General features: G+C 54.6%; 12 protein-coding genes. All 12 read left to right on the top strand.

The window, feature by feature from the left end:
- Nucleotides 1-595: 595 nt before the first annotated feature.
- Genes pseB through OEV49_15420 form a run of 12 tightly spaced genes read left to right on the top strand, consistent with a single transcriptional unit; the run spans nucleotide 596 to nucleotide 12,475 of the window.
- Entirely contained in the window at nucleotides 596-1,729 is a 1,134-nt protein-coding gene (pseB, locus tag OEV49_15475) for a UDP-N-acetylglucosamine 4,6-dehydratase (inverting) (GenBank protein MDH3892467.1), read from the top strand.
- A 22-nt stretch (nucleotides 1,730-1,751) separates the two neighbouring features.
- A complete protein-coding gene (pseC, locus tag OEV49_15470) occupies nucleotides 1,752-2,999 on the top strand; it encodes a UDP-4-amino-4,6-dideoxy-N-acetyl-beta-L-altrosamine transaminase (GenBank protein MDH3892466.1) in 1,248 nt (415 codons plus the stop codon).
- Nucleotides 2,989-3,924: an aldo/keto reductase gene (locus OEV49_15465; protein ID MDH3892465.1), complete on the top strand. Its 936-nt coding sequence runs from the start codon at nucleotides 2,989-2,991 to the stop codon at nucleotides 3,922-3,924. Before pseC ends, OEV49_15465 begins: the two co-directional genes overlap by 11 nt.
- The gene (locus OEV49_15460; GenBank protein ID MDH3892464.1) at nucleotides 3,924-4,688 is read left to right on the top strand and encodes a glycosyltransferase family protein; all 765 of its coding nucleotides are present in this window, start codon (nucleotides 3,924-3,926) and stop codon (nucleotides 4,686-4,688) included. The genes OEV49_15465 and OEV49_15460 overlap by 1 nt, the downstream gene beginning before the upstream one ends.
- Complete coding sequence (locus OEV49_15455) at nucleotides 4,685-6,025, top strand: aminotransferase class III-fold pyridoxal phosphate-dependent enzyme (GenBank protein MDH3892463.1); 1,341 nt, start codon at nucleotides 4,685-4,687, stop codon at nucleotides 6,023-6,025. The genes OEV49_15460 and OEV49_15455 overlap by 4 nt, the downstream gene beginning before the upstream one ends.
- Nucleotides 6,026-6,042: 17 nt before the next feature.
- Complete coding sequence (gene pseG / locus OEV49_15450) at nucleotides 6,043-7,155, top strand: UDP-2,4-diacetamido-2,4,6-trideoxy-beta-L-altropyranose hydrolase (protein MDH3892462.1); 1,113 nt, start codon at nucleotides 6,043-6,045, stop codon at nucleotides 7,153-7,155.
- Nucleotides 7,142-7,708, top strand: coding sequence for a UDP-4-amino-4,6-dideoxy-N-acetyl-beta-L-altrosamine N-acetyltransferase (pseH, locus tag OEV49_15445; GenBank protein ID MDH3892461.1), 567 nt, complete (start codon nucleotides 7,142-7,144; stop codon nucleotides 7,706-7,708). Before pseG ends, pseH begins: the two co-directional genes overlap by 14 nt.
- Entirely contained in the window at nucleotides 7,705-8,385 is a 681-nt protein-coding gene (locus OEV49_15440; GenBank protein MDH3892460.1) for a methionyl-tRNA formyltransferase, read from the top strand. The genes pseH and OEV49_15440 overlap by 4 nt, the downstream gene beginning before the upstream one ends.
- Nucleotides 8,378-9,073, top strand: coding sequence for a PIG-L family deacetylase (locus OEV49_15435; protein ID MDH3892459.1), 696 nt, complete (start codon nucleotides 8,378-8,380; stop codon nucleotides 9,071-9,073). Before OEV49_15440 ends, OEV49_15435 begins: the two co-directional genes overlap by 8 nt.
- 12 nt (nucleotides 9,074-9,085) lie before the next feature.
- The gene (gene pseI / locus OEV49_15430; GenBank protein MDH3892458.1) at nucleotides 9,086-10,183 is read left to right on the top strand and encodes a pseudaminic acid synthase; all 1,098 of its coding nucleotides are present in this window, start codon (nucleotides 9,086-9,088) and stop codon (nucleotides 10,181-10,183) included.
- Nucleotides 10,180-11,424, top strand: coding sequence for a hypothetical protein (locus OEV49_15425; protein MDH3892457.1), 1,245 nt, complete (start codon nucleotides 10,180-10,182; stop codon nucleotides 11,422-11,424). Before pseI ends, OEV49_15425 begins: the two co-directional genes overlap by 4 nt.
- 1 nt (nucleotide 11,425) lies before the next feature.
- The gene (locus tag OEV49_15420; protein ID MDH3892456.1) at nucleotides 11,426-12,475 is read left to right on the top strand and encodes a hypothetical protein; all 1,050 of its coding nucleotides are present in this window, start codon (nucleotides 11,426-11,428) and stop codon (nucleotides 12,473-12,475) included.
- Nucleotides 12,476-12,649 lie beyond the last annotated feature (174 nt).

The raw sequence follows: 12,649 nt of genomic DNA, 5'->3' as shown, positions 1-12,649 counted from the left end.
CCATCGTTGTGCCCGCTGAGTCTTCAGACTCGGCGGGTGGCAACCTCACCCTGAGCGTCCCCACCTCACCCTGAGCGGAGTCGAAGGGTGAACTCCGGTACCCCACCTAAAGGGCTTGCTGAAGAACTTCGGCACCGTTGTGTTCTGTCTTGATTCCGTGCCAACGGAAGTGTGACCCGACACCCAACTCAATGTGACACAGTGGCGGCGGGTGGCACGAATTCGCTTGCGTCCGCCGCGGCGGACAAGACCCACCGCAACAGGCTACACAGGCTTTATCAACAAGCCCGTTCGTCCGGGTCTCAAGAAGAGTTGCCGAGCCCGAAAACTCAACAACAACCAGGCGAATGCTACCCACATAGCCAAATGGAGGAACTGTTTAATCGCCCGGACGGGTTATTCGTTCCCCTGTAGCGCATAAACCAATGCCCGCGGATAGGTGTAATCCTCAATCGTCTAATGACTTAGTGTGTCCGGCACGGCTCTTGTTACATGTAATGGTGACTGAGTGTCGGTGGTTTTGGCTTACCGACCCAATGTGTACCAAATGAGAGTCGGCGGTACGTCCTCGGCTCCGCAATAGGAATGCGTACTTATGTTGACAGGGAAGTCAATACTTGTAACGGGTGGTACCGGCTCCTTCGGTAAGGAATTCACTCGTACAGTTCTAACGAAGTATCCGGGCATCAAGCGGCTGGTCATCTACTCTCGGGATGAGTTGAAGCAGTTTGAGATGGGCCAGCAGTTTTCCGAGACGGAATACCCGCAACTGCGCTACTTCATCGGTGACGTGCGTGACAAGGAACGTTTGTATCGTGCCCTTGAGGGTATCGACATGGTCGTGCACGCTGCCGCTTTGAAACAGGTGCCCGCGGCGGAGTATAATCCGTTTGAGGCTGTGAAGACCAACATCATTGGCGCCCAAAACGTGATCGAGTGCAGTATTGACCGCAATATTGAGAAGGTCGTGGCTCTGAGCACCGATAAAGCGGCGGCGCCGATCAATCTGTACGGTGCTACGAAATTGTGTTCGGACAAGATGTTTGTCGCGGCCAACAATTTCAAAGGGGATCGCCTTTTGAAATTATCGGTCGTCCGCTACGGTAATGTCATGGGCAGCCGAGGCAGCGTCGTTCCGTTCTTCCTGAAAAAGCGTGCCGACGGCGTCTTGCCGATCACTGATGCAAGAATGACCCGGTTTAACATCACTCTCACAGAAGGCGTCAATCTGGTGCTTTATGCCTTTGCCAATATGTGGGGTGGAGAAATATACGTGCCGAAGATACCAAGCTACCACATCACCGACCTGGCCAAAGCTATAGCGCCACACTGCCGTCAAAAAACAGTCGGCATAAGGCCGGGTGAAAAACTGCACGAAGAAATGATCACAGAAACCGACGCTATCAACAGTCTTGAGTTCGAGCATTACTTCGTGATTCTTCCTTCGATGAACCTATGGGATGTTCCGAAATACATGGAGACGTTCAAGGGACGACGCTGCGCGGCAGGCTTCTCATATTCCAGTGGTACCAACGACCGCTGGCTAAGCGTGGACCAGTTGCGGCGATTAATCAAAGCCGACATCGATCCAACGTTGGCCATTCCTGTGCCACCGGCGAGACCGGAGGGGAGGCGCACACTCTCGCTGAAGAGCATGCGCGAGGACCTGAACTCGGTGGCCGCATCCGGCGCGAAACAACGGTCCATGAGCACATTGGTGAGGCAGTGATCCCTCAAGGGAGCAACAACCCGTGACCACGGCAACCGGTTCAGTACAATTCCTGCCTTACGGACGCCAGCACCTGGCAGAAGAAGACATTCAGGCCGTGGTGAAGGTCTTGCGCTCCGAATGGTGGACCCAGGGCCCGGCCGTGAACGAATTTGAGCAGAAACTGGCTGTTCGGGTGGGTACTGTCGAGGCGGTCGCTTGTGCCAACGGCACCGCTGCTCTGCACCTGACCATGTTGTCCCTGGGCGTCGGTCCCGGTGACATTGTGGTTACTTCGGCCAACAGTTTCCTTGCCTCGGCCAATTGCGCGCGCTATGTCGGCGCCGATGTACGCTTTGTGGACATCAATGCATCAACCGGTCTGATGGATGTGGATCAGCTTGAATCGGTCCTCGCGGCGGACGCTGATCACAGAATCAAGGCTGTGGTACCGGTACACTTTGCCGGACAACCTCTGGATATTCCACGGTTGTATCGGATCGTTCACGCACATGGCGCATTTGTCGTGAGTGACAGCTGCCATGCTCTGGGGGCAACCTACAAAGTGAATGGGAGTACATATTCTCTAGGGTCCGGTGCCCACAACGATGCCTCAGTCTTCTCGTTTCACCCGGTCAAGCATGTTGCTACCGGTGAAGGGGGCGCCATCACCACCGACAACCACGAGTTGGCCGAGCGATTGCGAAGCTTCCGAAATCACGGCATGCAAAAAGAAGATTTCACCAACGACCAGATGGCAACATCGGCCACGGGTGAGCTTAACCCATGGTATTACGAGATGCAGGAAATGGGGTACAACTACCGTTTGACGGACTTGCAGGCAACGCTCGGTGTCTCTCAATTGGGACGGCTTGACAGGTCGGTCAAACGTCGCAATGAACTGGCCCATGTCTACCACCGTCTCATTGCGGAGCGCTTCGACCGAACATTGGTCTGCCCGCTGGAACAACGGCCGCATGTAACCAATGCATATCATCTGTTCGTTGTGCGGATAGACTTTGAACGGTATCAGATAGAGCGAGCTTCGGTAATGATGCAACTTCGCCGCCATGGTATCGGTACCCAGGTGCACTACATTCCGATTTACCTGCAGCCGTATTATAGGCGGCTTTACGACGGACATCCCGGCGATCTGCCACAAACGGACAGGTACTACACCCAGGCGCTGAGTCTGCCGATGTATCCCAACCTAAACGAATCCGACTGTGAACGCGTGGTAGATCAACTCGATCGAATCCTAAAAAGGGAAACAGACGGTCATGAGTTGTAACGGGTCAACATTAACCGCTCTCGGTCTGGGCACGGTGCAGTTCGGGTGCGACTACGGTATCACCAATCCGTCCGGGCAAGTCTCGTTCCAGGAGGTGGAACGGATTCTTGGGCGGGCAGCTACGCTCGGCATCAAAGTGCTGGACACGGCCGCTTTGTACGGGCTCAGTGAGGAAACATTGGGGAGTATCCTGGGACCGGAACATCCTTTCCGAATTGTTACTAAGACGAGCAAGGTAGCTTCGGACATCGTGTCCGATAGTGATGCGGCGGAACTCGCGCGCACCTTTGATCGATCCTTGACTCGCTTGAATCAGGCTTCCATATACGGTCTTCTGCTTCACGACGCAAACGATCTGTTGAAACCGGGTGGGGCACGACTGCTTGACGCTCTGCATGGACTCAAGAGGGACGGGCGGGTGACCAAAATCGGAGTCTCGGTTTATACACCCAAACAAATCGACAACGTACTTGCGCTTTTCACACCTGATCTGATTCAACTGCCGCTCAATGTGCTCGACCAGCGTTTGATCTCCGGCGGTCATCTAAAACGATTGCGCCGCGGCGGGGTAGAGATCCATGCTCGTTCGGTATTCCTGCAGGGTCTGCTCCTGATGAAACCGCAGGCGGTGGATTCGTACTTTGAGCCGATGCGCATCCGACTTGAGAGCTTTCACAACGACATGACGGCCATGGATACCACGCCCTTGCAGGGAGCCTTACAATTTGCTCTAAGTCGAGTCGAAGTGGATACCGTATTGGTCGGAGTTTGTTCGCGTAGTGAACTGGAAGAGATTCGCACGGCAGAGATACATCCGGCCTCTGCCGATATAGACTTCAGTCGTTGGGCCTTCAATGATCCGCGCTTTATCGATCCGTCCAAGTGGCGTTTACACGGCGGTGCCGCGGACAGGAGAACAGCCTGATGGTGTTGGCTGTGGTACAAGCTCGCGTGTCGTCGACACGATTGCCCGGAAAGGTTCTCAAACCGATCCTGGGTCGCCCTATGTTATGGCGTCAGTTGGAGCGTCTTCAGCATGCCTCGCGAATCGATCGACTGATGGTTGCTACCAGTGACCAGCCTGATGACCGGCAGTTGTTGGCTATCTGTGCAGACTTCGATGTGCCCTGTTTCTGCGGTAGCCTGGACGATGTTCTGGATCGCATCTACCGGGCGGCGCAGAGTGTCGGCGCCGATACGATTGTACGTCTCACCGGAGACTGTCCCATCATCGACGCCGAGGTTGTTGACATTGTTATAGATCAGTTCCAAAAGAGTGCGTGCGACTATGCCACCAACACCAATCCGCCCACTTATCCGGACGGACTCGATGTTGAAGTAATGGGTATCGATTGTCTGGAGACGGCCTGGCGCGAGGCAAAGCTGATCTCGGAACGAGAGCATGTCACACCCTTCATCCGCAACCGACCTGAACGATTCGGAATAACCAATTGCACCAATGAGGCCGACTTGTCTCACCTGCGCTGGACGGTGGATGAACCTGAAGATTTTGATTTGATAACAAGAATTTTCGAAGGGCTGTACCCGAAAAAACCAACCTTCTCGATGGCCGATGTCGTCGAGTATCTGGAGGACCATCCTCAATTATCAAAACTGAACTCCGGTTTCCGACGCAACGAGGGACTGAACAAATCACTCACGCATGACAAAACCAAAGGCTGCCTATGAACACGGCCTGTAAAAGAACTGCTGATCGAAGCAAGAGTCTGGACCTCCAGAAAAAGGCCGGGAAACTCATACCGGGCCTTAGCCAACTATTGTCGAAACGTCCCGATCAATTCGCGCCGGATGTCTGGCCCGGATATTTCAGTAAGGCGGCCGGTGTAGAAGTGTGGGACCTGGATGGTAATTGCTATGTCGACATGAGTATCGGTGGCATTGGCGCCAATGTTCTCGGCTACGCCGATCCCGATGTGGATGCAGCCGTGCACAAAGCTGTCGACAGTGGCAGTAGTAGCTCGTTGAACTGTCCGGAGGACGTCCAACTGGCCGAGCTACTTTGCAGCCTGCATCCGTGGGCGCAGATGGTTCGCTTTGCCCGCACCGGCGGTGAAGCTATGGCCGTGGCGGTTCGCCTGGCTCGTGCCTGCACCGGACGTGACAAAATTGCTTTCTGTGGATACCACGGCTGGCATGACTGGTACCTGGCGGCCAACCTCGGTACCGAGGACGCCCTCGGTGAGCATCTGCTTCGCGGATTGAGCCCCAACGGTGTGCCGCAAGGACTCAAAGGAACCAGCCTGCCGTTCAGGTATAACCGATTGAGCGAACTCGAAGCTATTGTCTCCGAGCACGGCGCCGATCTGGCCGCAATCGTGATGGAACCTATTCGTTCGGAGTGGCCGGATGATGGCTTCTTTGATGGAGTGATGAAACTGGCCACACAATCGGGTGCGCTGCTGGTCATCGACGAAATCTCGGCCGGCTTTCGCATGAATTCGGGAGGAGCGCATCTCAAGTTGGGCTTCAACCCGGATATCGCTGTCTTCTCAAAAGCCATCGGCAACGGCTATCCTATCGCTGCCGTAATCGGTCGTGAGGATGTCATGCAGGCCGCCCAACGGACGTTCATAAGCAGCACTTGCTGGACTGAAAGAATTGGACCGACAGCCGCCATCGCCACGATAGAAAAACATCTCAGATTGAACGTCGGCGAGCATCTGATGCGGATCGGCCAAGCGGTTCAGGAAGGCTGGAAGCAAACCGCCACCCGGCACCAACTGTCCATTAAGGTGGGAGGTTTGCCGCCGCTCAGTCATTACAGTTTCGAAAACGAAAATGCAAATGCCCTCAAAGCGAAGTTTGTTCAACTTATGCTTGATGAAGGATACCTCGCCTCGACGTCGTTCTATGCCATGGCGGCGCATACCGATGAGCATGTAAGCAGGTATCTCGAAGCTGTGGATCGAAGCTTCGGCAGGATGTCCGAATTGTTGAACAACGGTGAATTGATGCACAGCCTTGTGGGACCGCCGGCCGTGGCGGGATTCACGCGGCTGACATGAGGTGGATGGATTCGGCAATGAAAGTTGCAATACGCTGTGATGCTTCCAACGCCATAGGCACCGGCCATGTAATGCGCTGCGCCACGCTGGCCGATCAACTGACGACGCATAGCGCCGAGGTCACATTCATCTGCCGGAATCATCCGGGACATCTTAACGATTACATCAAAGAACTCGGATATGCGATTTGCGAACTGCCGTCCCCGGATAGCGACGCCGCTAACTTTGGTGGAACAGAATACGCACGTTGGCTGGCTGTGCCGGACATGATTGACGCATCTGAGAGCCTCGATGCTCTGAGAAGCCTGCCTGGCGGCATCGACTGGCTGATAGTCGATCATTATGGCCTGGACGCCAGGTGGGAGCAAGAGATGCGGGCGACCGTCAAGGCCGTTATGGTGATCGATGACCTGGCCAACAGATGCCACAACTGCGACCTGCTTCTGGATCAGAGCTATGTCGAGGACTACGAACATCGCTACCGTTCGCTGGTTCCCGATTCCTGCCGAGTCTACCTGGGACCACAGTATGCGCTGCTTCGACCGGAGTTTCTCCAGGCTCGCCACAAGCTCCGCAGGCGCGGCGGTCATGTCGAGCGTATACTAGTATTCCTGGGTGGTGTAGATCCCTCCAACCAGACCCGCAAAGCGATTGATGCGATTATTGCTTTGGAACGCGACGACATTCAATTAGATGTGGTCATTGGAAGTCGTAATCCTCACAAGGACGAAATCCGAAAAGTCTGTTCCCGCCACTCTCAGTTTGTTGTTCACGAAAACGCCGTGCAGATGGCCGAACTAATGTCGCAAGCCGACCTCGCTGTCGGAGCGGGCGGCACTACCACTTGGGAGCGGTGCTTCCTCGGGCTGCCGACAATCACCATATTGATCGCCGACAATCAGCGTGACATGATCGAAGCGTTGGCTGAGCGCGGTGCTACCATCAATGCCGGGTGGTACAGCGACCTGTCGGTGGCCGCCTTGAATGCGCAATTGGTTGAACTGTTGCGTGATCAGGGGAGCCTGACCAAAATGCAAACGGCCTCACTGGAGATTATGGGTGAGCGTGACACCGGTGTTTGTCACCCGCTGGTAAATGCCATGACGGAGATAGTACATGCCACAGCTTGAAGACTACAAATTACGTCGGCTGCGCGAGGACGATCTTCCTACGGTGCTGACTTGGCGTAACTCACAGCGCATCCGGGCAAACATGTACACCGATCATATCATAACCAACCATGAACATCGGGATTGGTATAGACAGACGGCGAACGATGACCATTCGCGGTATCCGATCATCGAATACAAAGGCCAACCGATGGGGCTTTCATACTTCACGAACATAGACCGCGTGAACGGCACCTGCATGTGGGGGTTCTACGTGGGTGACGAGGAGGCGCCTCGTGGCACCGGGACGGTGTTGGGTTTTCTCAGTATGAATTTCATCTTTGTCCGGGAGCAGTTGCGCGAAGTGGGTGGCGAAGCCCTGGCCTTCAATGTGCCCAGTCAAAAGCTGTTTAATCGTCTGGGCTTCAGCAACAATGGCTGTCGATCCAAGCCTGTTGTGAAGAACGGTTCAGACACCGAGGTGATTATGTTTTCGCTGCAGAGAAACCAATGGCTTAACGCAGATGCGTCAAGAGTGCGCGACCTGATTGCGAACCGGAAAGTCAAGGTATGAACTACGTGATTGCTACCAGTCGCACCTGGCATGAACCGATGGCCGAACGCCTGAAGGAAAAGTGCGGTATGCCGTTTCATCTCATCACGCGCAAGAAAGACCTTACCCCTGAACGATTGATGGAACTGGCGCCACGCTACGTCTTTTTCCCACACTGGTCGCACATAATTCCGGCGGATATCCATAACAGATTTGAGTGTGTCATCTTCCACATGACCGACGTACCCTTCGGCCGCGGCGGCAGTCCCTTGCAGAACCTTATCGTGCGGGGCATTACCGACACAAAGGTCACAGCCCTTCGTTGCGCAGAGCAAGTCGACGCCGGTCCCGTCTACATGAAACGCCCCTTGCCTCTGCACGGCACCGCTGAAGAAATATACTTGAGAGCGGGCAGGGTGGTTGAGGAGATGATCGAAGAGATCGTCCACACCGAACCTTCTCCACACCCACAAGTGGGAAAGGCAGTGACTTTCAGACGCCGTCGCCCCGAGGAAAGCGACATGTGTGACATCTCGGATATTTCCAAACTGTATGACCACATTCGCATGCTTGATGCCGATGGGTATCCCAGGGCCTTCCTTCGGAGCGGACGCTTTCGCCTCGAGTTCAGCCGTGCCGTACCCAAAGACGGACGACTTGTGGCCGACGTCGCTATCACTGAGGTGAGCGATGAGTAACAGAGTATTGGTGGTAGCAGCTCATCCTGATGACGAAATCCTCGGCTGCGGAGGAGCCATGGCCAGGCACGTGAAAGCGGGCGACCATGTAAGTCTGGCCATCCTTGCCGAAGGCTTGACCAGTCGCGATTCACAACGCGACCGCGAACGGCGGCGGGAAGAGATATCTGAGCTTGGTAAAGCAGCTCGACAGGCAAATAAAATCCTGGGTGTCACTGATGTTGAGCTGTACGATTTTCCGGACAACCGGATGGACAGTGTTCCAAGGTTGGATATTGTCAAACAAGTGGAAAACCTGGTAGACCGATTCCGTCCAAACATTCTGTACACGCATCACAGCGGTGACGTAAACATCGACCACCGTTGCATCCATGAAGCTGTCGTCACCGCCTGTCGGCCGATGCCGGGGAATCACCAGGTAGACACACTGTTGTTTTTTGAAGTAGCCTCAAGTACCGAGTGGCAGACAGCGGGCTCGGCGCCGCCCTTCCATCCGAACTGGTACCTGGACATCTCTGAGACGCTCGGGCTCAAGAAACAAGCGCTGGAAGCTTATCAGTCGGAGATGCGGCCGTGGCCACATGCCCGTTCGATTAAGGCGGTGGCTCATCTGGCTCACTGGCGCGGTGCCGGTATTGGCGTCGAGGCTGCCGAAGCGTTCATACTGGGCCGCAGAATAGTCGGGTAAGGTAGGTTTGCTATGAAAGAGATAACGTTTGGGCCATATCGAATCGGCGCAGATCAGCGTCCGTTTATAATCGCTGAAATGTCCGGTAATCACAATCAGTCACTTGATCGAGCCCTGGCCATTGTCGATGCGGCTGCGGCATCAGGCGCTCATGGTTTGAAAATCCAGACTTACACTGCGGATACCATGACGCTCGATGTAGATAGCTCGGACTTTCGCATAGACGATCCCAACAGCCTGTGGAACGGAAGCAATCTTCATAAGCTCTATCAACAAGCCTACACGCCGTGGGAGTGGCATCAGGCGATTTTCGATCGCTGCAAACAACATGGTATGGTCGGTTTCAGCACGCCGTTCGATGCCGCGGCGGTCGAGTTTCTTGAGCAACTTGACGTACCGTGTTACAAAATCGCATCGTTCGAGGTGACCGACCTGCCACTTTTGGAAACGGTGGCGGCCACCGGTAAACCGGTCATCATGTCGACCGGCATGGCGACTGTATCGGAGTTGGATGAAGCCGTTGGCGTACTTCGCTCTGGTGGATGCGCGGACCTGATTCTGCTCAAGTGTACGAGTACCTATCCAGCCACGCCTGAGAACACACATCTCCGAACAATTCCGCACTTGCGAGATTTGTTCAACGTCATGGTGGGACTATCGGATCACACGCTGGGTACGGGTGCGGCGATTGCTTCTGTCGCCCTGGGGGCAACGGTTGTCGAGAAGCACTTTACCCTGGCCCGAGCCGACGGCGGTGTCGATTCTGCATTCTCCATTGAGCCGAGCGAACTCAGAGCACTTGTTGATGAATCCGAGCGCGCCTGGCAAGCCATGGGAACTGTCAACTATGGGCCCTCAAGCGTCGACGAGACCAAGAGCCTCAAATTCCGTCGATCCATCTATGTGGCTGAAGATATCGAAGAGGGAGAACCGTTTACCGAACAAAATGTGCGCATCGTGCGTCCCGCCCACGGATTGGCGCCCAAGCATCTCAAGGCTATAATGGGCCGACATGCAGCGCGTGCCTTGAAAAAGGGCACCGCTACCGACTGGGATATGATCGCAACCGTGACGCCGGCGGTCTCGGTTCCTGAAATGGAAGGTCAATGAACGAACTGATCATCCTGTCATCATTAGCTGTGGCGATTGCGGCCTATATCATGATCGTGGTGAAGGACAAGAGCTTCTTTCATATACTCACGCCGGTCTACTTTACCTTCATCCCCGGATACTATCTGCTGGAGTTGGTGCACATACACTATTTCGGCTATAGTGGTGAGTCATCGACCTATCTGTACTGCTACGCCACTTATGCTTTGACCTTTCTGTTTTTGGCTTTGGCCTATACTCGCTTTCCGGCAATTCGTGTGAGGTTGCCGTTCAATATCAACAGTGACATCAGAACCCTGCCCTATGTGGTTTTCGCCATGGCCATACTCGTCTACCTGCCGATCCTGGTCGAGTATCGTGACCTCATTTTCACGCCGCGCGCCATTTATGCCAAAACTCGCATCGGGTATGGTCACATGTATTTTACGTCGACCGCGTTGGCCTACCTTGCTTACATATTCTGCCTGTTCAAGAAATGTTCGTTCAAGGGAGAGAAGAGTTTGTTTTTTGCGATGAGCGCCTTGTGGTGCTTTGCGCACGGCAGTAAAGGTCAGGTGGTGATACTGATCCTGATAGGGTTGATGTACCGCGTCCTCGTTCGTGACAAGAAAATGAAACTATCAACGGTGGGCGCATATTCGGTCGCGTTCGCGGTAGGTTTGGGTTCCCTGTTTTACGCTTTCTCGGAGTCCATGCGCGACGGAGACCTGAATGTTATGGCGGCTGTGTCTACTTACTCGGACTATAATCGCAACGCCATGATGCTCATCGAAGACCACCCGGAATTGCAGTACGGCCGCCTTACTCTTGAGCAGGCGGTTTTCAGTCGGGTGCCGCGCGTGCTCTATCCAAACAAACCGCACGATTGGGGGACTTTTGCCTTAGCCAAAAAATATTACCCGGTTTGGTTCGAAAAAAAGATCGGTGCGGCGTCGTTCGGTGTGCTGGGCGTACCGTTCGCCGATTTCGGATATTTTGCCATAGTGTACCTGATTTTCTGGGCTGTGGTCACCGGCGGGCTGCTTAAGATATTCGTAGTGCGCTTGAGAGAACATCGCGATCCGTCGGACTTCATCGTCGTCCTGTTCCTGGCCAATGTCGGCGTGATCCCCAGCGGTGTCGGTTACACGCTGCCGGAACATCTGCTGCTGGCCTTTTTGGTATCCGTCCTGTTGCGCCTTCGAATCAGATGGCGGCATCGTGAATCGCTGCTGAAAAACCCGCAGCTTGAGGCCGTCTAATATGCCGTGGAAGGATAAGTCAATTGTCATGGGCTTCTACCAGGGGATCGGCGACTTTCTGTCGGCCATTCCCGTAGCCAACGAGCTGTTACGTCAGGGTAATCGAGTCAGCATGGTAGTCTCCCGCACCAATCTTGAGTTAGCCGAGTTAGTGGCATGGGAGAATGAGCATATCAAGCTGATTGAGTTCGCCCCTTTTTCATCGAAACCGGGGGCTGGTTTCGCATTGATGCGAGATTTGATTAGGCTGAAGGCTGACTATGTCGTCGTTTCTCCACACGCTCAGAAAAGGGTGTCCAGTTGGAAGCTGCCGGTTTTGTTATGGATGGTCAAACATCTGGCGCGTCCCAGGCTGAAAGTGGTGGGGTCGGCTGATGAAAGATTGTCCGGACTGTACGACCAACGAATGACGGTGGACAAACAGCTTGACCTAACAAGCCGGGAACGAGTGTTGCATCAGGCGGCTGGGTCAGTTAGAGACAATTGTCTGCTCAACATGAACATATTCACTATCACCAGGTCGCCGAGCAACGGGGAGACTACTTACGATTTGGTGATACACCCCGGGGCATCGCGTGATATCAAGATGTGGCCGATTGCCCTTCATCGTGAGCTTATCGAGAGCCTGGACACCGATCTGCGAATAGCTTTTCTGGGAGTTCCTGCTGAACTGTCACCTATTGAAGATGCGTTAGGGCAACGGGCCAATGTGGCTTACCTCTCCGGATCTGTTACCGATGCTGTTCGGGTGGTGGCCCGGGCCCCTGTGGTCTTGACCATGGACTCAGGTTTCTCGCACGTGGCGGCATTTCTCGGCGTCAGGCATTTTGCACTCTTCGGTTCGACCGATCCCAGTGCCTACCCGCCAAGGCCGGACAGGTCGACCATGCTGTACCGCCAGGTATTGCCCTGCCAACCGTGCAATCTTCACACTTGCCCTTTTGACCACGCTGTCTGCATGCAGCAGGTCGGCCCGGCCGAAGTTGCTGAGGCCATCATCGCCGCTCTGGATATGTTAGGCATTGGCCACGTGGCAGCGCACCCTGATTGATTCCCGATCAAAACCAGAACGCGTGCCCGCGGCGGGATGCGTGATAGGTTGTCCCCGAAGCGACTTTGAGCGCACCAACCGGTCGCCTTGCCGCACCAACAACGAGTTCCCAGAGCACAGTATTCCGCCGATCTGGGTTTTGTCGCCGAGACGTTATTGTTGACGTACATCGTG

It is taken from the genome of Candidatus Zixiibacteriota bacterium, assembly GCA_029860345.1.
Taxonomy (GTDB): Bacteria; Zixibacteria; MSB-5A5; order GN15; family FEB-12; genus JAJRTA01.
Note: the sequence above shows the minus strand (reverse complement) of the source record. Positions and strands in the feature narration are given on the sequence as shown.